The sequence below is a fragment of the Pseudomonas sp. 43NM1 genome (assembly GCF_002836905.1).
Taxonomy (GTDB): domain Bacteria; phylum Pseudomonadota; class Gammaproteobacteria; order Pseudomonadales; family Pseudomonadaceae; genus Aquipseudomonas; species Aquipseudomonas prosekii.
In genome coordinates this window covers 25,322-43,947 of the sequence record NZ_MKGS01000153.1, presented here as the reverse complement: position 1 = coordinate 43,947, position 18,626 = coordinate 25,322, and the positions used below count along the sequence as shown (strand labels likewise).

Below are 18,626 nucleotides of genomic sequence, written 5' to 3'. Positions count from 1 at the left end.
CTTCAAAATAATCCGTCATGCGTTCCATTTCGTCGGCCGCGTCCAGTTCCTGGCGTTGGCGCAGGGCGCTGGCGGGGTCGGTGCGGGCGAGGAAAAGCATGTTGTCGAGCATGCGCGCCAGGCGTTCGAGTTCTTCGACGTTGGAGGCGAGCAGTTGTTGGTAGGCTTCGACGCTGCGGTTTTGCTGGAGGGCGACTTGGGTTTCGCCGAGCAAATTGTTGATCGGCGTGCGCAGTTCGTGGGCCATGTCGGTGGAGACTTGGCCGAGTTGCACGAAGCCGGTGGCGAGGCGGTCGAGCACGCCGTTAAACGCTTCGATCATCGGCACGATTTCCAGCGGCGCGCCTTCGCTGCCAAGGCGTTCGCCGAGGTTGCCGACGCCGATGCCTTGCGCGTGCACGGCGAGCCGTCGCAGCGGGCGCAGTCCGTGATAAAGCAGCCAGTAACCGCAGAGCGCGAGCAGCAACGCGGCGACGCTGGCCAGGATGTACACGCGCAACCGGTAGTTGGCGAGCACGCTGGTGCGCTCGGTCATCAGTCGCCCGGTCAGCACTTGCAGGCTGCCGACGTCGCCGGAATCGATGATCGCCGACGCTGCCGCAAACGGCACGCCATCGACGCTGGGGAAATGCTGCACGTCGCTCAACGCCAGCGGACGGTCCATCGCCACCGGCGACAACGTCGGTATCAGCAGGTTGCCGGGGTTGACCACCAGCAGCGGCTTTTGCCCCGGCTCGCCAATGGTCAGCACCGACTCGCGGTTGCCGAGCATGTTCTGGAACAGCGCCGGTTTGGTCTTGATCAGGTCCAGCGTATTGCTGTCATTGAGCAGCGTGCGCATCTGATCGACGCGAGTGATCAGCGCCGCATCATCGCGGCGTACCAGCTCGCGTTCGAGTTCGCGGTACAACGCCACGCCCAATGTCGCCAACGAGGCGAAGGCGAGCAGGGCAAACAACAACGCCAGGCGCAGCGTCAGGGAGTGCGCTCTGCGGGTCATGGCTGCGTATCAAAGCGGTAGCCGATACCGCGCACGCTGTGGATCAGTTTCAGTTGGAACGGGTCATCGACTTTCATGCGCAAACGCCGCACCGCGACATCGACGACATTAGTGTCGCTGTCGAAATTCATGTCCCACACCCGCGACGCAATCAGCGAGCGCGACAGCACTTGGCCCTGGTGCGTGGCAAACAAATGTAGCAAGGCGAATTCTTTATTGGTCAGGGTAATGCGCACGCCCGCGCGGGTGATGCGGCGCTTGAGCACGTCAATCTGCAGGTCAGCGACTTGCAGTTGTTCCTCTTCGCGGGACGGGCCGCGACGGGTCAACGTGCGCAGGCGCGCCACCAGTTCGGCGAAGGAAAACGGTTTGATCAGGTAATCGTCAGCGCCCAGTTCGAGGCCTTTGATGCGGTCGGCAATGTCATCTCGAGCGCTGAGAAACAACACTGGCGTGTCGGCCTCTTTGCGCAAGCGCCGCAACACTTCCCAGCCGTCCATTTTCGGCATCATCACGTCGAGCACGATGACGTCGAACGAGGTTTCCAGTGCCAGGTGCAAGCCGTCGACGCCATTGCGCGCCAGGCTCACCGAGTAACCGAGTTCCTGCAGGCCGTTGAGCAAGTAATTGCCTGCCTTCGGCTCGTCTTCAACGACAAGGATGTTCATGATCTATTTCCGTAAAAAGTCATTGCGCCGTGGCGCGCGTGAGCCAGTGTAGCCCGATCATCTGCGCGTGACGCGGGCCGCACATCGTTGGCCGCCCACTCAATTGTCATTGATGCAACCGGCGCCTTCGACCTGATAATCGAGCACGTGCTCCAGGCCTTTGTGGTCCAGGTAGTCGAGCCGCGCAGGAATAATCCCGCACGCTTGTGAGATATCGGTGCTGGACAGCACTTTGTCGACATCCAGGTGAACGAAGAAACCGGGTTTGTCATGAATCACCGAACGCTGTGGTTGGGTGTCGGCAAACGCCGAACCGGTGGCGAGGAGGGCGGCGAAACCGAGAATTAACATTTTCATGATGTGTCTCTCTTTAAGATTTCTGCGGGCAACTGCGCGACAGTGAACTCAGGTTACCGAGGCGATGCGGACAGCCGACCAACAGTTGAATGACAAAGTTGTAATGCAATCGAGCCCGGCATTACGGCTAGCGCCCGGAGGCTTCGAGGATCAGGTCGGCGATTTCCTTCGAATGGGAAACCAGTGACAAATGACTCGACGGCAACTCGATAGTGGTTGCGCCCATGCGTTTGGCGAGGAAGCGCTCTAGGTCCGGATTGATCGTCTGGTCGAGGCTCGACACTGCGTACCACGACGGTTTGCTGTGCCAGGCTGCGGCAGTGGTGCATTCGCCGAACAGGGTTTTGGCAATCGGTTGCTGCACGGCGAACAGCGTCATGGCTTTGTCGCGCGGCACGTCACCGTCGAAATATTTGAGGAACGCGTCCTGCTTCAACGTGACGTAACCGTCGTGTTCTTCGGTGCCGGCGCGCACCGGCATGGTTGGATACTTGGCGGACAGTGCGACGAAATCTTCGCCGGCATCCGGTGCGCGCGCGGCCCCGTAGACCAACGAGCTGACCTTCGGATCGACCCCGGCTTCGCTGACCACGGTGCCAGCGTAGGAATGACCGACCAGCACCGTCGGGCCGTCCTGTTGATTGAGTACGCGTTGGGTGGCGGCGACGAGGCGAGTTGCCCAGACTTGGGTAACTGACGATTCCACTCTACGAATCGAGGGCGCGAACTACGCTGACATCTCCATGACAAAGCTGTAATCCGTTACGGCGGGGCGATGGCCCGTAGAAATTTGATGACTTGGCTTGCCGCCTCTTCCGGGGCTGCTTGAAGCAGGCAGTGCGGGGCTTTGATGTCGATGATTTGCGTTTTTGGGTTTAGCTGGGAGATTCGCTCGGAGGCTGCCTCCGGTACCACATGGTCGTCGGTGGCACGCAGGTAGATGCTTGGGATCTCGATTTGGCCAAGCTGCGCAGACGTGTCGACATCGAGCACCGAGCGCAGTCTTGAGCGCATCACCTCAGGTCTGACCTGATTGATGGCTTGGCGCAGAGCGGCACGCAAATGGGCTGTAGAAAATCGACCGAGCAGCACGGGTAATAGCCATCCGGTGGGCAAGGCGTTCATCGGCAGGCATTTAAGTAAAAAACCGAAATGTTTGAACAGCGGTCGCGGGTTGCTGGCGAAGGTGCAGCACAGCACCATTCCAACCTGCTGCGGCAAACATAACGCCGTCAGCGCGATTGCAATCGGTCCAGAAAACGATTCACCCAGTAAAACGAACGGGCGGTCCGTGGGCAGCGACTGCCTGGCAATGGCTTGCAGTTCGATGTAGCTCAGCGGGATATCGCACGGGTAAGAAACGACAACAATGTCGCAAACGTCCTTGAGGGCAGAAACGAAAGGTTCGAACAACTCACCCGTTCCATCCATTCCCGGTAGCAGTACAAGCGTTGGCAGGTTTGATCGGTCCATGTCTTCCATCCTTGGCGAGTCCCCATTCTGGCCTATTTGGGTTGCGTCATGGTCTGCGGATTTGGCCTCTTTTTCTGTAGGACGCAGGCAGCAAGTCGTCGAATTTTGAACTACTACTGACAGGCCATTTTCCATTTTCCTGTCAGGAGATCCCTATGTTGTCTCACTGGTTTCTTGCGGCAATCCATTTGCTGGCGTTTGCCTTGGGGCTGTCGGGCGTCCTCGTGCGGGGCTCTGCGTTCAGCCGTTTGGCCGCAGGTACGGCGCAGGTGCGCAATGTGCTGGTGGCGGATAACGTCTGGGGGATTTCGGCGATTGTTCTGCTGATCACGGGGCTGATGCGCGCTTTTGCCGGGTTCGAGAAGGGCACCGACTACTATCTGCAGCAGCCGCTGTTCCATCTGAAAATGACCCTGTTCGTGATTATTCTGCTGCTGGAGCTGATGCCGATGATCACGTTGATCAAGTGGCGGATCGCATTGGGGCGGGGCGCTTCGATTGATCTGGGGCGGGCAAGGCTGTTCGCGCGGATCAGTCATATGGAAGCGCTGCTGATGATGCTGATGGTGATTGCGGCCACCGGCATGGCGCGCGGCGTGACCTTCGGGTCGTGACGGACGATTCCTCGGGATTAAAGCGAATGGTCTGACAGCCAAGACGTCGCCGAAGCCGTTAGTATCGGCTCCAGGTCACGAGGGGGATAAGCGATGAAGCAGGAAGAGCGAAGCGGGGTATTTGAATCTTTAGCCAGCCATTGCGCTGAGGCGAACGGGCTGGCTACTGACTGCAGCAGGATTCAGGGGGTTTGTGGCTTGTCTGGAGCGGTCAGGCCAGCCTGAATGCGCTGATAGATTTCTTCACGGTGTACGGCAACGTCTTTCGGAGCATTGATGCCGATGCGCACTTGTTGGCCGCTAACGCCCAGGATGGTGATAGTGATGTCATCACCGATGTTTATGCTTTCACCGACTTTGCGGGTGAGTATCAGCATGGTCTTCTCCTTGATTGCTTGTAGGGCACCTGATTCAGACAGTGCAGAGGTCGGTGTAGTTATAGATTAGTGCGAAGTCTCACGGTTTGGGTGCCTCTTTCTGACGCGCAGATGCTGCATTAATTCCCAAGGCGTAACTATACAGAGGCGGCAACCATGATTCTCGTTGTTTTAAGCCCATTTTGCGGCACTCGGGAAGTATTCATGAATGTTAAAATCCGCGCTTTCAGCCTTCAGAGGGAAACGTTGTGCGCAAAATGGCCTTGGTAATCGCAGTATTGGCGTTGGCGGGATGTGGTGAGGGCAGGGATGCAGGTGCTCAAAAGTCGTCGTCCGCGAACGTTTCCGCCCCAGCCGTTGCAGCAGGTCCGCAATGGGAAATTGAGGTCCGCGGTGAGACGACCCAGGCAGTCAGCGACTTGAGCGGCTGGTTGATCGAGCACAGTTTTGTTTCCAATGTCGTCCGGGAAAACGGCAAGGACCGGATCCTGCTTGGGCCATTCAGCTCCAAGGCAGAGGCCGAGGCGCGGCAGGCGCAAGTGAGCGCGGCGCTGGTCAAAGCGAAAAAGCAGAACATTGAAACGCTGATCATCGAGCGTCCGGCCGCTCAGTAATCGCGTAATGGTTCAGGCACCGTTCAGCAGGGAAGCTTAAAGGGCGTCCACGGCGGCTCGTATTCATACGTAGTCACTGTCGATTCCCGCAAGGAGCCCCCCGATGGCCAACGCCAATCCTTACAAAATGTTCGACGCCGTGTTGCAGCGTAAACAAACCCTGAGCCCGCACATGATGCGGGTCACTCTGGCCGGGCCGATGGTCAGCGAAATGGCCACATGGGCGCCAGATCAGCGGGTGAAACTGTTTTTTCCGGCGGCGGACGGCTCGCCTGCTAGGCTAGCTCATAGTGACGATTGGCTCGCCCGATATCGTTCAATGCCAGTCGCTGAACGTCCGGCAATGCGCACTTACACAATTCGGCATCTGCGCGCCGAGCAGGGCGAAGTGGATATCGACTTTGTGTTGCACGGCGAGACCGGTCCAGCCTCTCGATGGGCTATTAATGCGATGCCGGGCGAATCAATCCAGATCCGCGCACCGGATCGACGCTTCTCGGCGCAGGACGCAGGCGGTTTCGAATGGAAGCCGCCACAGGCGCTCAAGCAATTGCTGCTGGTCGCTGATGGAACGGCGTTACCCGCCGCACTGGGGATTCTCGATGAACTGGCGACCCTGGCCCAGCCACCGGTCACCCAGGCATTTTTTGAAATCGACAGTCGCGAAGACGCATTGCCAGTGCCTGACTGGCCCGGGCTTTCGGTTGAATGGTTGATTCGCGATCACGCTGATGCAGGATTATTGATGGTCGAAGCCATCCAGCGGGCCGACCTGCCGACGTCGGCGTCAAAGTCTTGCGAAGTGCTGGAGGTGGAGGAGGTCAATGTTGATGAGGAAATCCTCTGGGAAACCTCCGAATCGGCCAATGACGGCTTCTACGGCTGGATCGCCGGCGAGACAGTGGCCGTCATGAGCTTGCGCAAATACCTGATCCAGGAGCGCGGCATTCCCCGCGAGTCGCTGAACCTGATGGGTTATTGGCGCTACAACAAGGTCGGCAACTGATACAAAAAAGGCCTCGGGTTTTAAACGCCCGAGGCCTTTCTGCGTTTAGCATTCGCTCAGCCGCAGGCTTTCATGTCCACTGGGCCGACAAACTCGTTGCCGCGCCCCATCACACACGCCACGCTCTGATTGCGCTGGCGTTCCCAGGTTTGCACCGGATAGGTCTTGTTCCAGGCTTCGTACAGTTGGCGATCCTGTTTCGACAGGCGCAAACCGTACTGCTTGCTCATGTAGAAATAAGTCCGGGCGATCATCCCGCGAATCGAAGGGCGGGGCATGACCTTCTTCGCTTTGAAGTCGACTTGGGTCAGGCACGAACCGTATTGCCCTGTTTGCACCGGCAGCCAGCCAAAACTGAAATTGCTCCGATCACCATTTACCTCACCAATGCTTGGCACCAGGTTGTGCAAGTCAGCCTCAGCTTTCTTGTAAACCGGATCGTAGCGCGTGCAGTTCTTGCGCCCGCCCGACTGCCAGCATTGGCGCTGATGGCCGATCTGCCACGCCGGAACAATGTGTTCCCACTCGATACGCGCGGCACGCTTGGCGCTTTTGCGCGGCACGTAGCCACATCCCGCCAAGTCGACCTTGTTGCCGGTGTATTTGCAGCCGCAATAAAACTCGGTGGACTGTGGGGCGTAGAGCTTCCAGGCGACTTTCTTCGCTTCGCTGAAAGTACGTGGCGCAGCCGCCTGGGCGCCCAGGGCGATGAACATAAACAGAAACGCAAAACAACGGACACTCATTGACTCAATCTTCCTTCGGCACAACCCAGAAAATCTGCACGCCGCCATCGTCGCGGTAGGCGAGGGTGACGTTATCGTTCTCGTCGATTTCTTCGAGCAGGCGTTCCCATTCGTCCACCGGTTCGTCCGGCAAACGGAAGATCAGCGCGGCTTTGGATTTTTGCGCGGTGGGGGAATTGATGATTTTCTGAACGCGCAAACCCATGCGTTCAAAGGAGTCAGGAGAGGCAGAAGGGGTGGCCACGGAATTATCCTTATTAAGCTGTACGTGCATACAGTATTTAACTGTAAGCATTTTCGCAACTGCTTAAAATTCAAGAAAATCCTCTGACAGCCGTTTTACCCGTTTGGTGTAGGACGGTTCGAATTTATTTGTAGGGGGCGCCGCTTGCCAGAGTCGGCAAACGGCGTAAGCAGTGCCCGACCGGAATCGGTCGGGCGAGGGGCGATCAGTATTCCCAGAACATCCGTTGCAGTTCTTTGCTGTCGTTGGTCTTGGTCAGCGCGACCATGGCCAGAATGCGTGCCTTCTGCGGGTTCAGGTCATGTGCGACGACCCAGTCGTTTTTGTCGTCAGGCTGTTCAGCATTACGCAGAACGAAACCGCCGGCATTGACGTGGGACGAACGAATGATTTGCACGCCGTCCTTGCGCAGGGCTTGCAGGGTCGGAACTACACGTGAAGACACCGAGCCGTTGCCGGTACCGGCGTGGATGATCGCTTTGGCACCCGATTGCGCCAATGCTTTGTAGGCAGTGTCGCTGACGTTACCGTAGGAATAGGCGATTTCTACGTCAGGCAGGCTCTTGATGGTTTTGATGTCGAATTCCGAATCCATCGTGTGACGCTTGGCTGGCAAGCGGAACCAGTAGGATTTGCCTTCAACGACCATGCCCAGCGGGCCCCAGGCACTTTTAAACGCCTCGGTCTTGATGTTGATCATTTTGCTGACGTCACGACCGGACTGGATTTCGTCGTTCATCGTCACCAGTACGCCTTTGCCGCGCGCTTCTTTGCTGCTGGCCACGGCCACGGCGTTGTACAGGTTGAGCATGCCGTCGGCGGACATCGCGGTGCCCGGGCGCATGGAGCCAACCACGACGATCGGCTTGTCGGTTTTTTCCACCAGGTTCAGGAAGTAAGCGGTTTCTTCCAGGGTGTCGGTGCCGTGAGTGATGACGATGCCATCGACGTCTTCGCTGTCAGCCAGTTCCGCAACGCGGCGGCCGAGTTGCAGCAGGTTGTCGTTGGTGATGCTTTCAGAGGCGATCTGCATGACTTGTTCGCCACGCACGTTGGCCAATTGGCTGAGTTCAGGCACGCCGGCGATCAATTGTTCGATACCGACCTTGGCCGCCTGGTAGGTCGCACTGTTCGCCGCGCTGGCACCAGCACCGGCGATGGTGCCGCCGGTGGCCAGGACCACGACGTTTGCCAGTTTCTGTTGAGTTTGAGCTTCTTTCGCCTGAACGGCGGTCGGCAGGAGCAGCAGGAGGGCCAAAGCGCCCGGAATAAAAGTGTTGAAAGCAGATTTCATTATTTTCTCTCTAGTAGTGACGGTGCTGATGCAGTTCATCTAGATACGCCCGGCAGATCTGAACGCCTGGGTATGCGAAATGGAGCAGGATCTGTACCAGCCTGACTTTGAACGAGAAAAACTTTTAACCTGATGATTTATATCAATATTAATGCAGAGGACAGGATTGGTTAAACGCCCCGTTGTCCGGGTTTCCGAACATGTGGAGCGTTTGTGTTCGGCCCACCGAAAAGCCCTACGGATTCTGTCGAATTAGTCCGCTTGCCGGATTGCAAACCTGTGCTAAAGAAACTCGCGCGCAGGTCGATGACCCTTCAAAGGATCTTTCTCTGTGGAGCTCGCATGTCGTTATCAGTAGGTCTTCCCAACGCCGCAGGCGTCACCATTGGTGGCAAATCAGCCGCGACGATCCGCGCGTTGAATGACGCCACGACCGAAGCCGCGGCCGCTGCGCTGGGCACCAAGGAAGACGATGGCAAACAGGTCAAGACCGGCGCTTTGGGCCTGGATAAAAGTGCCGGCGCCGAAGCTGCGACCGAGGCCAAAAGCAATCAAAGCGCGGCGGTGAAGATTCTGCTCAAGCGTCTGCAAGAGTTGCAGCAGCAGTTGCGCGAACAGCAGCAACAATTGGCTGCCGCCCAGGCAGCGCCGTATCCGACACCGGAAGCCAAAGCTACGGCGGTCATGGCGATTCAAGGTCAGATTGCCGAAACCAACGGCGCGATGCTCGAAGTGGCGGGCGCGCTGGTCAAGGAAATGGCCAAGGGCGCGAGCACCGGTTCAGTGGTCGACACCACGGCGTAAGTGACAAACCCGGTTTTGCTGCCGGGTTACATAATGGCCGTTTCTGGCCGTTGACAAATCTCTGCTGGGTTCGCATAGTTCGATCTACGCAAACGTTTGCGCGGCACCCGCAGTGGATCGATCCATTGCCGGACGCGAAGTAGCCTACGCTAGCGCAAGCGTTGCTCACAAATAATCATAAGATCGGAGTGAACCCATGAAGCTGCCATTCGCTGGACGTCTTCTCGCTGTCGCTATGCTGGCTGCCGCCTCTGCTGCTTTACCCCTCTCTTCGGCGTTCGCCGACACTGAAAAACCTAAAGTCGCGCTGGTCATGAAGTCCCTGGCCAACGAATTCTTCCTGACCATGGAAGACGGCGCCAAGGCTTATCAGAAAGACCATTCCGCCGATTTCGACCTGATCTCCAACGGCATCAAGGACGAAACCGACACCGCGGGCCAAACGCGCATCGTCGAGCAAATGATTCTGGCCAAGGTCAACGCGCTGGTGATTGCACCGGCCGATTCCAAAGCCATGGTCCCGGTGATCAAGAAAGCTGTCGATGCCGGCATTACCGTGATCAACATCGACAACCAACTCGACCCGACTGTCGTCAAAAGCAAGAACATCACCGTACCGTTTGTTGGCCCGGACAACCGCAAAGGCGCGCGTCTGGTCGGTGAGTACCTGGCCAAGCAACTGAAGGCCGGTGACGAAGTCGGCATCATCGAAGGCGTGTCCACTACCACCAACGCCCAGCAGCGCACCGCCGGTTTCAAGGATGCAATGGAAGCGGCGCAGATCAAGGTTGTTTCCTTGCAATCCGGTGATTGGGAAATCGACAAGGGCAATAAGGTTGCCGCGTCGATCCTCAGCGAATACCCGGACGTCAAAGCGTTGCTGGCCGGTAACGACAGCATGGCCGTCGGCGCCGTTTCCGCCGTTCGCGCAGCAGGCAAGGCTGGCAAGGTGCAAGTCGTCGGTTACGACAACATCAATGCCATCAAGCCGATGCTCAAGGACGGCCGCGTCCTGGCTACCGCTGACCAGTTTGCTGCCAAGCAAGCCGTGTTCGGTATCGAGACTGCGCTGAAAATCATCAAAGGCGAAAAAGTCGACAGCGGCACCAACGGCGTGATCGAAACTCCCGTGGAGCTGGTTACCAAGTAATCCTTCTGGCGACACAATGGCACTCGCCCGTCCGGGCGGGTGCATGGAGAGTTTTCTATGTCAGTTTCCGCCCCGAACGCTGTCCTCTCGGTCAGCGGCATCGGTAAGACCTACGCGCAACCTGTCCTGACCGGCATCGACCTGACGCTGATGCGCGGTGAAGTGCTGGCGCTGACCGGTGAGAACGGCGCCGGCAAAAGTACCTTGTCGAAAATCATCGGCGGCCTGGTCACACCGACCACTGGCCAGATGCAATTCCAGGGTCAGGATTACCGCCCTGGCAGCCGCACCCAGGCTGAAGACCTGGGCATTCGCATGGTCATGCAAGAACTCAATCTGCTGCCGACATTGTCAGTGGCGGAGAACCTGTTTCTCGATAACTTGCCGAGCAACGGTGGCTGGATCAGCCGCAAGCAGTTGCGCAAAGCGGCGATCGAGGCGATGGCGCAAGTTGGCCTCGACGCGATTGACCCGGACACACTGGTCGGCGAGTTGGGCATCGGTCACCAGCAAATGGTCGAGATTGCCCGCAACCTGATCGGCGACTGTCATGTGCTGATCCTCGACGAGCCGACCGCGATGCTGACGGCGCGCGAAGTCGAGATGCTTTTCGAGCAGATCACTCGCCTGCAAGCGCGTGGTGTGTCGATCATCTACATCTCCCATCGCCTCGAAGAACTCGCGCGAGTGGCGCAGCGCATTGCAGTGCTGCGCGACGGCAATCTGGTGTGCGTCGAGCCGATGGTCAATTACAACAGTGAGCAACTGGTGACCTTGATGGTCGGTCGCGAGCTGGGCGAACACATGGACATGGGCGAGCGCAAGATCGGCGCGCCGGCCTTGACGGTCAAAGGACTGACCCGTTCCGACAAAGTTCGCGACGTTTCCTTTGAAGTGCGCGCCGGTGAGATCTTCGGTATTTCCGGATTGATCGGGGCAGGGCGCACAGAATTGCTGCGGCTGATCTTCGGCGCTGATACGCCCGACAGCGGTACCGTCGCGCTGGGTTCGCCGGCCAAGGTCGTGAGCATCCGTTCACCCGCCGATGCGGTCGGTCACGGCATCGCGCTGATCACCGAAGACCGCAAGGGCGAAGGCCTGCTGCTGACCCAATCGATCAGCGCCAACATAGCGCTGGGCAATATGCCGGTGATTTCCAATGCGGGCGTGGTCAATAACGGCGACGAGATCGCGCTGGCTCAGCGGCAGATCAGCGCCATGCGCATCCGCAGTTCCAGCCCGACGCAACTGGTGTCGGAGCTGTCCGGCGGCAACCAGCAGAAAGTCGTGATCGGCCGCTGGCTGGAGCGCGATTGTTCGGTGATGTTGTTCGACGAGCCGACACGCGGCATCGACGTCGGCGCCAAGTTCGACATCTATGCCTTGCTCGGCGAATTGACGCGCCAGGGCAAAGCGCTGGTGGTGGTGTCCAGTGACCTGCGTGAACTGATGCTGATTTGCGACCGCATCGGCGTGTTGTCGGCAGGGCGTTTGATCGACACATTCGAGCGCGACAGCTGGACCCAGGATGATTTGCTTGCCGCCGCATTTGCCGGCTACCAAAAACGTGATGCGTTGCTCAACGAAGCAGCGCCTAGGGATCTCCCATGAAAACTGCAACGTCCGCCGGTAAACGTGGTGGCAATTTCTACGGCCTCGGTACTTACCTGGGGTTGGCCGGCGCCTTGCTGGCGATGATCGCGCTGTTCTCGGTCCTGAGCAGCCATTTTCTCTCGTATGACACCTTCAGTACCCTGGCCAACCAGATCCCGGATTTGATGGTGCTGGCGGTCGGCATGACCTTCGTGCTGATCATCGGTGGCATCGATTTGTCGGTCGGTTCGGTACTCGCGCTCGCGGCGTCGGCGGTCAGCGTGGCGATTCTCGGCTGGGGCTGGAGCGTTTTGCCCGCCGCTTTGCTCGGCATGGGCGTAGCGGCGTTGGCCGGCACTGTGACCGGTTCGATCACCGTGGCATGGCGGATTCCGTCGTTTATCGTCTCGCTCGGCGTGCTGGAAATGGCCCGCGGCCTGGCGTATCAGATGACCGGTTCGCGCACGGCTTACATCGGTGATTCCTTTGCCTGGCTGTCGAACCCGATTGCCTTCGGCATTTCGCCGTCGTTCATCATTGCCTTTGTGATTATCATCGTGGCTCAGGCTGTGCTGACGCGCACCGTGTTCGGTCGCTACTTGATCGGCATCGGCACTAACGAAGAAGCGGTGCGTCTGGCGGGGATCAACCCGAAACCTTACAAGATTCTAGTGTTCAGCCTGATGGGCCTGCTGGCCGGGATTGCCGCACTGTTTCAGATTTCGCGTCTGGAAGCTGCCGATCCCAACGCCGGTTCGGGTCTGGAGCTGCAAGTGATCGCGGCTGTGGTCATCGGCGGCACCAGCCTGATGGGCGGCCGTGGCTCGGTGATCAGTACGTTCTTCGGGGTGTTGATCATCTCGGTACTGGCCGCAGGCCTGGCGCAAATCGGCGCGAGCGAACCGACCAAACGCATCATCACTGGCGCCGTTATTGTGGTCGCCGTGGTGCTCGATACTTATCGCAGTCAGCGCGCAAGCCGGCGGACCTGATTCATGGCAACAATCAAGGATGTGGCGGCGCTTGCGGGCATTTCCTACACCACCGTGTCTCACGTGGTGAACAAGACGCGGCCGGTCAGCGAGGAAGTGCGGGTTAAAGTCGAAGCGGCGATCAAGACGCTCGACTACGTGCCCAGCGCCGTCGCGCGGTCGTTGAAAGCCAAAACCACGGCGACCATCGGTTTGCTGGTGCCCAACAGCCTCAACCCGTACTTCGCCGAATTGGCCCGTGGCATCGAGGATTACTGCGAGCGAAATGGCTATTGCGTGATCCTCTGCAACTCTGACGACAACCCGGACAAGCAGCGCAGCTATTTAAGGGTGTTGCTGGAAAAACGCATCGACGGCTTGATCGTCGCCTCGGCCGGTGGCGACGCCGGACTCGCCGAGGGCCTCGCGGCGGTGCGCACGCCGATGGTGATTGTCGACCGGGGACTGCAAGGGGTGAATGCCGATCTGGTGCGGATTGACCACGAATACGGCGCCTATCTGGCGACCCGGCATCTGCTCGAATTGGGCCATCGTGACATCGCCACCATCGGCGGGCCGGCGGATACCAGCGTGGCGCAAATGCGTCTGGCTGGTTATTGCCGGGCGCTGAAAGAGGCGGGCGTCGATGTGCCGCGTGAGCGCATGCTGGAAAGTGATTTCACCAGCACCGGTGGTTACAACGCCGCTGCGACTCTGCTGGAGAATAATCCGCCGAGCGCAATTTTTGCCGGTAACGACATGATTGGTATCGGCGTGTTGCGCGCGGCCGCCGAGCGCAACATTCGCGTACCCAACGAGCTGTCGGTGATCGGCTTCGACGACATTCAAATGAGTCGTTATGTGTACCCGGCACTGACCACCGTCGGCCAGTCGATCCTGCAACTCGGCGAAATGGCCGCCGAAGTCTTGTTGCGAAGGATTGCCACGCCGGCCCTGGCCACCGATCAACGGATCGTGACCCCGAGTATTGTTTTGCGAGAATCGACTGCGCCGCTGGCCGGCGTGTTCGCCCAGCTTCGCTAATAAGCAGCGCTCAAACCGAATTGATGAGTAGTGACGTATGCCCGCAAAAGTAGTGGTAATAGGCAGCTTGAACATGGACCTGGTCACCCGCGCGCCGCGCCTGCCGCGTGGCGGCGAAACGCTGATCGGCCAGTCGTTTTCAACCGTCTCCGGCGGCAAAGGTGCGAATCAGGCTGTAGCGGCGGCTCGACTGGGCGCTGAAGTTTCGATGGTTGGCTGCATCGGTTCCGACGCCTACGGGCAGCAGTTGCGCAACGCATTGTTGGCCGAGCAGATTGATTGTGATGCCATCAGCATCGTCGACGGCGCCAGCGGTGTCGCGTTGATCGTTGTGGATGACAACAGCCAGAACGCGATCGTGATTGTCGCAGGCGCCAACGGTGCTTTGACGCCGGGTGTGATCGATCGTTTTGACTCCGTGTTGCAAGCGGCAGACGTGATCATCTGCCAACTGGAAGTGCCAGACGCGACGGTCGGTCATGCGTTGAAGCGCGGGCGTGAACTGGGCAAAACCGTGATCCTCAATCCCGCACCCGCCAGCCGGCCGTTGCCTGCGGATTGGTACGCTGCCATCGACTACCTGATCCCTAACGAAAGCGAAGCGGCGGCGCTGAGCGGTTTGCCGGTGGACTCCTTGGAAACCGCCGAGACGGCCGCGACGCGATTGATCGGCATGGGCGCCGGTAAAGTCATCATCACCCTTGGCGCTCAAGGCTCGCTGTTTGCCGACGGCCTAGGCTTTCAGCATTTCCCCGCGCCACAAGTGCACGCGGTGGACACCACTGCGGCTGGCGATACGTTTGTTGGCGGTTTTGCTGCGGCGTTGGCGTCCGGCCAATCCGAAGCCGAGGCGATCCGTTTCGGCCAGGTCGCGGCGGCGCTGTCGGTGACCCGAGCCGGTGCGCAACCTTCTATTCCTACCTTGTCCGACGTACAGGCATTTAAAGCACCATGAAAAAGACCCCTTTGCTCAACGTCGCGCTGTCGCGGCTGATCGCGTCTCTTGGCCATGGCGACATAGTCGTGATCGGCGATGCCGGTCTGCCGGTGCCGCCGGGCGTCGAACTGATTGATCTGGCGCTGACCCACGGCATTCCGGATTTCGTCAGCACGTTGAAAGTTGTGCTCAGCGAAATGCAGGTCGAAAGCCACGTCCTCGCCCAAGAGATTCTTGATAAAAAGCCAACGGCTTTGGCGACTCTGGATCAGCTGGATGCCGACGGTGAACTGGGCCGGCGCGAGCTGCTCAGCCATGACCAATTCAAAGTCCTTAGCCGACAAGCACGGGCGATTATTCGTACAGGCGAATGTCAGCCGTACTGCAACATCGTGTTGGTGTCCGGGGTAACGTTCTAACTCGCTGTTTCCTTCTATGCTTTCCCACGCACAAGGAGTGCGCTATGCACCGCTATGCTCAGAAACTGCATCATCTGCTTCGGAGTCTGCTGCTCTTGTCTTTCATCACCGCAACAAGCGCCCAAGCGGCGGAAAAGATCGACCTGATCATCGACACCGACCCGGGTGCCGACGACGTCGTTGCCTTGCTGTTTGCCCTGGCTTCGCCGGAAGAACTGAACATCCGCGCACTGACCACCGTCGCCGGCAACGTGCGCCTCGACAAGACTTCGCGTAATGCGCGTCTGGCGCGGGAGTGGGCGGGGCGCGAAGAAGTGCCGGTCTACGCTGGCGCGCCGAAGCCGCTGATGCGCACGCCGATCTACGCCGAGAACATCCATGGCAAGGAAGGCCTGTCGGGTGTCACGGTTCACGAGCCGAAGAAGGGTTTGGCTGAAGGCAACGCGGTCAATTACCTGATCGATACCTTGAAAACCGCCAAGCCGCACAGCATCACCATCGCCATGCTCGGTCCACAGACCAACCTGGCGCTGGCGCTGATTCAGGAACCCGAGATCGTGCAGGGCATCAAGGAAGTGGTGATCATGGGGGGCGCGCACTTCAACGGCGGCAATATTACCCCAGTGGCCGAATTCAACCTGTTCGCTGATCCGCAGGCTGCGGAAGTGGTGCTCAAGAGTGGCGTCAAGCTGACGTATCTGCCGCTGGACGTGACCCACAAGATCCTCACCAGCGACGCGCGCCTGAAGCAGATCGCCGCGCTGAACAACAATGCGGGCAAGATCGTCGGCGATATTCTCAACGAATACGTCAAGGGCGACATGGAGCACTACGGTATTCCGGGTGGCCCGGTGCATGACGCGACCGTCGTTGCTTACCTGCTGAAGCCGGAGCTGTTCACCGGTCGTGCGGTGAATGTCGTTGTTGATAGCCGCGAAGGCCCGACCTTTGGCCAAACCATCGTCGACTGGTACGACGGCCTGAAAGCGCCGAAAAACGCCTTCTGGGTCGAGAATGGCGATGCTCAAGGCTTCTTCGACCTGCTGACTCAGCGTCTGGCTCGTCTGAAGTAAGCTGCATGCCCGCAGGTGCCAGCCTGCGGGTTTTTACTCCCTGCCTGAACCCACCAAGCCAAGATAATTGGCCGGGTATTTTTCAAATACCTGGGCGATGAACGACTGCGCGGCTTGCGTTCCCAACTCCTTGACCAGCAGGTCGATGCCAATGATTGCCAGTTCTTCCGGGCTGCCGGGGCTATAAGAACTGTGACCCTGAGGCCACTTGGCTTTGATGTCGGCGTCGATGCTTACGGTGGTCATGATGGCGCTCGTGAAGTCGGGAATGTCTGAGTGTCGAGTTAACCATTTTTGTCTGGCGTTTGGCACTCCGACTTAGGCATGAGGGGAGGGCTATGCGACACTTGGTTCTTTGATGGATTTTCAAGGACCGCGCTGTGCAGATCGATTTGAATAAACCTGACGCCTTGACCCTTGAAGCCGTGCGCCAATTGCTGGCCTCCGCCAGCGATGACGAGCACACCCAATTGCGCGTGACCAAAGAAGGCATCGCTTACATTTCGTCAGGCGTGGTGGGCGGCACCGACATTGGTGGGCTGCTGTTTCGTCTGGAGACGTGGGCCAAGGGCTCGGGTTACGTCGGATTGGTCGCGGCCAGCGATGAAGTCTGGGTCATGCAGATCTTCAACGCCTTGAAAGAAAACTGGCCTAACCCGCCATTCGACTACATCGACGTCTATTGAGCGCCGTTCATATTCAGTCACGATTGAGTGCTGAACGGCTCGGCGCTGCTCAGGCAAACTCGCTGATTGTCCAATCCTGCGGCGCTCTGATAGCGCTGTCCCGTGAAACCAAACGCAGGATCGGCGGTCGCACGAACTCAGCTTATCTATTGAATAAAGGAGGCTTCATGCCTTGGAAGCTCGCGTCATTGGGTACTTTGTTGGCCGTCGCCATGCTGGCCGGTTGCAGCACACCCTCCACCGAGTCGACAGCAACTGATGCTGTGGCGACCGAGACCGGTCATAGCCGCTGTGATTCGAAGGCTGCAGAATTCACCATCGGCAAAAAAGCTTCGCCAGAATTGCTGGAGCAGGCACGAGCTCGCGCAGGTGCGCAGAACGCCCGGATCCTCAAGCCTAGCGACATGGTGACTCTGGAATACCGCTCCGATCGCCTGAATCTGAATACCGACGACAACCTGGTGATCACGCGCATCAACTGCGGCTGATCTTTTCAGGCTTTTGTTACGCGCATAAAAAACCCCGTCACATGGACGGGGTTTTTTTAGTGCGCCAGAAACTTACTCTGGGCGGACTTGTGCAGCTTGCATACCCTTTTGGCCTTTCTCAGCCACGAAGGAAACGGTTTGGCCTTCTTTCAGGCTTTTGAAACCGTCGCTTTCGATAGCTTTGAAGTGTACGAACAGGTCGTCACCGCCACCTTGAGGAGTGATGAAGCCGAAGCCTTTTTCATCGTTGAACCATTTAACGGTGCCGGTTTGGCGATTAGACATGGTGTATCTCCAAGAAACATATATTTTCAGTAGTACTGTGCTGCTCAGGCCAACTGGGCACACGGGACTATCATAGTCGAAATGTACGATTTGGGAGCCCCCCGCGGGTGCTGTTTACCCCATAACCGTCCATTCTTTGTTGCTCAATCTGGCTGAAAGCCCCGATTTAAAAGGCTTTCAGCCGAAAGTAAAGACGATGAAAAAAAGCTGTAAAACCTGCAAAATTTGTCGGAAAAGACGCTTTTTGCAGGCATTTCATCGTCTGTCAGAGTCCTCAAAGCGCATTTTGGCGCTTACTTTTTCGGCGCAGTATCGGCTTTGCACGCGGCAATTTTGCCCAGTGCCTTCTGTTGCAGTTCAGGCGTTGCCTTGTTGTCCATCAATGCCTGAATGTCTTTGGCCGGATACGACTTGATCGCGTCGGCGCCACAAGCGCAGTGCGCCTTGGCGGCTGCGGCGCCAATCTGTGGAGTGGCGGCCTGAGTGCACTGAGCCATGTATTTGTCGCGCTCGCCCTTTGGCCAGTCTGCGTGGGCGGCCAGTGGCAGCAACAGGGCGATGGGTGCGACGACTGCGAACAAACGATTCAGACGCATGCTGGGATGCTCCTTTTGGGTCAATGTCTTGTTATATGAGGGGTAAAGCGGCGTTCTAGTTCATCACTCTGGCATAAAACGGCTGATTTGCCTTGGCACAAAAGCTCGTTGCCGCGATGACCGTTCATCTGTGCTAGCATGCCCCGCTCGGGCTTTTGCAGGCTCCGGCTGACTTTTCGTCCCGGCA

At 58.3% G+C, this 18,626-nt stretch carries 24 protein-coding genes and 1 pseudogene; 13 read left to right on the top strand and 12 right to left on the bottom strand.

Annotated features, from left to right (window positions below):
* The 5 genes and pseudogenes from BI292_RS17865 to BI292_RS17845 all read right to left on the bottom strand — a co-directional run.
* Positions 1–1,000: histidine kinase dimerization/phospho-acceptor domain-containing protein (locus BI292_RS17865; RefSeq protein ID WP_101208650.1), on the bottom strand; the 1,000-nt coding region annotated here is incomplete at its 3' end.
* Entirely contained in the window at positions 997–1,668 is a 672-nt protein-coding gene (locus BI292_RS17860; RefSeq protein ID WP_101208649.1) for a heavy metal response regulator transcription factor, read from the bottom strand. The genes BI292_RS17865 and BI292_RS17860, both read right to left, overlap by 4 nt.
* Positions 1,669–1,767: 99 nt before the next feature.
* Complete coding sequence (locus BI292_RS17855) at positions 1,768–2,025, bottom strand: DUF2790 domain-containing protein (RefSeq protein WP_101208648.1); 258 nt, start codon at positions 2,023–2,025, stop codon at positions 1,768–1,770.
* Positions 2,026–2,152: 127 nt separating this feature from the next.
* Positions 2,153–2,692, bottom strand: a pseudogene (locus BI292_RS17850) (alpha/beta hydrolase); the annotation flags it as partial.
* 95 nt (positions 2,693–2,787) lie between these two features.
* Positions 2,788–3,498, bottom strand: a complete 711-nt coding sequence (locus tag BI292_RS17845; protein WP_101208647.1) for an alpha/beta fold hydrolase — start codon at positions 3,496–3,498, stop codon at positions 2,788–2,790.
* 155 nt (positions 3,499–3,653) lie between these two features.
* Here BI292_RS17845 and BI292_RS17840 point away from each other — a divergent pair, with 155 nt between their 5' ends.
* Positions 3,654–4,112: a DUF2214 family protein gene (locus tag BI292_RS17840; protein WP_101208646.1), complete on the top strand. Its 459-nt coding sequence runs from the start codon at positions 3,654–3,656 to the stop codon at positions 4,110–4,112.
* A 182-nt stretch (positions 4,113–4,294) separates the two neighbouring features.
* Here the strand turns inward: BI292_RS17840 and csrA are convergent, their stop codons facing one another.
* A complete protein-coding gene (gene csrA / locus BI292_RS17835; protein WP_007938114.1) occupies positions 4,295–4,489 on the bottom strand; it encodes a carbon storage regulator CsrA in 195 nt (64 codons plus the stop codon).
* A gap of 248 nt (positions 4,490–4,737) precedes the next feature.
* Between csrA and BI292_RS17830 the strand changes: the two genes are divergently transcribed.
* Positions 4,738–5,103 carry a penicillin-binding protein activator LpoB gene (locus tag BI292_RS17830; RefSeq protein ID WP_092279932.1) on the top strand — a complete coding sequence of 122 codons (366 nt, stop codon included), beginning with the start codon at positions 4,738–4,740 and terminating at the stop codon, positions 5,101–5,103.
* Between the two features lie 103 nt (positions 5,104–5,206).
* Positions 5,207–6,109 (top strand): siderophore-interacting protein, encoded by a 903-nt coding sequence (locus BI292_RS17825; RefSeq protein ID WP_101208645.1) that lies wholly within the window; start codon positions 5,207–5,209, stop codon positions 6,107–6,109.
* 56 nt (positions 6,110–6,165) lie between these two features.
* Here BI292_RS17825 and BI292_RS17820 read toward each other — a convergent pair whose 3' ends face one another.
* The 3 genes from BI292_RS17820 to BI292_RS17810 all read right to left on the bottom strand — a co-directional run bounded on the left by BI292_RS17820 (position 6,166) and on the right by BI292_RS17810 (position 8,393).
* Positions 6,166–6,855, bottom strand: coding sequence for an endonuclease (locus BI292_RS17820; RefSeq protein WP_101208644.1), 690 nt, complete (start codon positions 6,853–6,855; stop codon positions 6,166–6,168).
* A 4-nt stretch (positions 6,856–6,859) separates the two neighbouring features.
* Entirely contained in the window at positions 6,860–7,150 is a 291-nt protein-coding gene (locus BI292_RS17815; protein ID WP_092279938.1) for a DUF1654 domain-containing protein, read from the bottom strand.
* A gap of 154 nt (positions 7,151–7,304) precedes the next feature.
* Positions 7,305–8,393, bottom strand: a complete 1,089-nt coding sequence (locus BI292_RS17810) for an asparaginase (protein ID WP_101208643.1) — start codon at positions 8,391–8,393, stop codon at positions 7,305–7,307.
* 342 nt (positions 8,394–8,735) lie between these two features.
* On the opposite strand from BI292_RS17810, the gene BI292_RS17805 reads away from it, so the two are divergent.
* From BI292_RS17805 to BI292_RS17770, 8 genes are all read left to right on the top strand, one after another.
* Complete coding sequence (locus BI292_RS17805) at positions 8,736–9,197, top strand: hypothetical protein (protein ID WP_101208642.1); 462 nt, start codon at positions 8,736–8,738, stop codon at positions 9,195–9,197.
* A gap of 196 nt (positions 9,198–9,393) precedes the next feature.
* Entirely contained in the window at positions 9,394–10,347 is a 954-nt protein-coding gene (locus tag BI292_RS17800) for a sugar ABC transporter substrate-binding protein (RefSeq protein ID WP_092279944.1), read from the top strand.
* Positions 10,348–10,404: 57 nt separating this feature from the next.
* The gene (locus BI292_RS17795) at positions 10,405–11,958 is read left to right on the top strand and encodes a sugar ABC transporter ATP-binding protein (protein WP_101208641.1); all 1,554 of its coding nucleotides are present in this window, start codon (positions 10,405–10,407) and stop codon (positions 11,956–11,958) included.
* Positions 11,955–12,932 carry an ABC transporter permease gene (locus BI292_RS17790; RefSeq protein ID WP_092279948.1) on the top strand — a complete coding sequence of 326 codons (978 nt, stop codon included), beginning with the start codon at positions 11,955–11,957 and terminating at the stop codon, positions 12,930–12,932. The genes BI292_RS17795 and BI292_RS17790 overlap by 4 nt, the downstream gene beginning before the upstream one ends.
* Positions 12,933–12,935: 3 nt before the next feature.
* Positions 12,936–13,955, top strand: a complete 1,020-nt coding sequence (locus tag BI292_RS17785) for a LacI family DNA-binding transcriptional regulator (RefSeq protein ID WP_092279950.1) — start codon at positions 12,936–12,938, stop codon at positions 13,953–13,955.
* Between the two features lie 37 nt (positions 13,956–13,992).
* Positions 13,993–14,910, top strand: coding sequence for a ribokinase (gene rbsK / locus BI292_RS17780; RefSeq protein WP_101208640.1), 918 nt, complete (start codon positions 13,993–13,995; stop codon positions 14,908–14,910).
* The gene (gene rbsD / locus BI292_RS17775; RefSeq protein ID WP_101208639.1) at positions 14,907–15,311 is read left to right on the top strand and encodes a D-ribose pyranase; all 405 of its coding nucleotides are present in this window, start codon (positions 14,907–14,909) and stop codon (positions 15,309–15,311) included. The genes rbsK and rbsD overlap by 4 nt, the downstream gene beginning before the upstream one ends.
* Before the next feature lie 44 nt (positions 15,312–15,355).
* Complete coding sequence (locus BI292_RS17770) at positions 15,356–16,384, top strand: nucleoside hydrolase (protein ID WP_101208638.1); 1,029 nt, start codon at positions 15,356–15,358, stop codon at positions 16,382–16,384.
* 33 nt (positions 16,385–16,417) lie between these two features.
* Here the strand turns inward: BI292_RS17770 and BI292_RS17765 are convergent, their stop codons facing one another.
* Entirely contained in the window at positions 16,418–16,630 is a 213-nt protein-coding gene (locus BI292_RS17765; protein ID WP_092279958.1) for a hypothetical protein, read from the bottom strand.
* A gap of 134 nt (positions 16,631–16,764) precedes the next feature.
* Here BI292_RS17765 and BI292_RS17760 point away from each other — a divergent pair, with 134 nt between their 5' ends.
* On the top strand, positions 16,765–17,070 hold the full coding sequence (locus tag BI292_RS17760) for a hypothetical protein (RefSeq protein ID WP_101208637.1): 306 nt from the start codon (positions 16,765–16,767) through the stop codon (positions 17,068–17,070).
* A gap of 167 nt (positions 17,071–17,237) precedes the next feature.
* Positions 17,238–17,558, top strand: coding sequence for an I78 family peptidase inhibitor (locus tag BI292_RS17755; protein ID WP_101208636.1), 321 nt, complete (start codon positions 17,238–17,240; stop codon positions 17,556–17,558).
* 72 nt (positions 17,559–17,630) lie between these two features.
* Here BI292_RS17755 and BI292_RS17750 read toward each other — a convergent pair whose 3' ends face one another.
* Positions 17,631–17,843: a cold-shock protein gene (locus tag BI292_RS17750; protein WP_003179963.1), complete on the bottom strand. Its 213-nt coding sequence runs from the start codon at positions 17,841–17,843 to the stop codon at positions 17,631–17,633.
* A 293-nt stretch (positions 17,844–18,136) separates the two neighbouring features.
* On the bottom strand, positions 18,137–18,439 hold the full coding sequence (locus BI292_RS17745) for a hypothetical protein (protein WP_092279964.1): 303 nt from the start codon (positions 18,437–18,439) through the stop codon (positions 18,137–18,139).
* Positions 18,440–18,626: the final 187 nt, after the last annotated feature.

What these genes read in the sequence shown, in the direction of transcription:
- BI292_RS17860 (WP_101208649.1), bottom strand. Translation starts at nt 1,668, where the DNA reads ATGAACATCCTTGTCGTTGAAGACGAGCCGAAGGCAGGCAATTACTTG.
- BI292_RS17855 (WP_101208648.1), bottom strand. Translation starts at nt 2,025, where the DNA reads ATGAAAATGTTAATTCTCGGTTTCGCCGCCCTCCTCGCCACCGGTTCG.
- BI292_RS17845 (WP_101208647.1), bottom strand. Translation starts at nt 3,498, where the DNA reads ATGGACCGATCAAACCTGCCAACGCTTGTACTGCTACCGGGAATGGAT.
- BI292_RS17840 (WP_101208646.1), top strand. Translation starts at nt 3,654, where the DNA reads ATGTTGTCTCACTGGTTTCTTGCGGCAATCCATTTGCTGGCGTTTGCC.
- csrA (WP_007938114.1), bottom strand. Translation starts at nt 4,489, where the DNA reads ATGCTGATACTCACCCGCAAAGTCGGTGAAAGCATAAACATCGGTGAT.
- BI292_RS17825 (WP_101208645.1), top strand. Translation starts at nt 5,207, where the DNA reads ATGGCCAACGCCAATCCTTACAAAATGTTCGACGCCGTGTTGCAGCGT.
- BI292_RS17820 (WP_101208644.1), bottom strand. Translation starts at nt 6,855, where the DNA reads ATGAGTGTCCGTTGTTTTGCGTTTCTGTTTATGTTCATCGCCCTGGGC.
- BI292_RS17815 (WP_092279938.1), bottom strand. Translation starts at nt 7,150, where the DNA reads ATGCTTACAGTTAAATACTGTATGCACGTACAGCTTAATAAGGATAAT.
- BI292_RS17810 (WP_101208643.1), bottom strand. Translation starts at nt 8,393, where the DNA reads ATGAAATCTGCTTTCAACACTTTTATTCCGGGCGCTTTGGCCCTCCTG.
- BI292_RS17805 (WP_101208642.1), top strand. Translation starts at nt 8,736, where the DNA reads ATGTCGTTATCAGTAGGTCTTCCCAACGCCGCAGGCGTCACCATTGGT.
- BI292_RS17800 (WP_092279944.1), top strand. Translation starts at nt 9,394, where the DNA reads ATGAAGCTGCCATTCGCTGGACGTCTTCTCGCTGTCGCTATGCTGGCT.
- BI292_RS17795 (WP_101208641.1), top strand. Translation starts at nt 10,405, where the DNA reads ATGTCAGTTTCCGCCCCGAACGCTGTCCTCTCGGTCAGCGGCATCGGT.
- BI292_RS17790 (WP_092279948.1), top strand. Translation starts at nt 11,955, where the DNA reads ATGAAAACTGCAACGTCCGCCGGTAAACGTGGTGGCAATTTCTACGGC.
- BI292_RS17785 (WP_092279950.1), top strand. Translation starts at nt 12,936, where the DNA reads ATGGCAACAATCAAGGATGTGGCGGCGCTTGCGGGCATTTCCTACACC.
- rbsK (WP_101208640.1), top strand. Translation starts at nt 13,993, where the DNA reads ATGCCCGCAAAAGTAGTGGTAATAGGCAGCTTGAACATGGACCTGGTC.
- rbsD (WP_101208639.1), top strand. Translation starts at nt 14,907, where the DNA reads ATGAAAAAGACCCCTTTGCTCAACGTCGCGCTGTCGCGGCTGATCGCG.
- BI292_RS17770 (WP_101208638.1), top strand. Translation starts at nt 15,356, where the DNA reads ATGCACCGCTATGCTCAGAAACTGCATCATCTGCTTCGGAGTCTGCTG.
- BI292_RS17765 (WP_092279958.1), bottom strand. Translation starts at nt 16,630, where the DNA reads ATGACCACCGTAAGCATCGACGCCGACATCAAAGCCAAGTGGCCTCAG.
- BI292_RS17755 (WP_101208636.1), top strand. Translation starts at nt 17,238, where the DNA reads ATGCCTTGGAAGCTCGCGTCATTGGGTACTTTGTTGGCCGTCGCCATG.
- BI292_RS17750 (WP_003179963.1), bottom strand. Translation starts at nt 17,843, where the DNA reads ATGTCTAATCGCCAAACCGGCACCGTTAAATGGTTCAACGATGAAAAA.
- BI292_RS17745 (WP_092279964.1), bottom strand. Translation starts at nt 18,439, where the DNA reads ATGCGTCTGAATCGTTTGTTCGCAGTCGTCGCACCCATCGCCCTGTTG.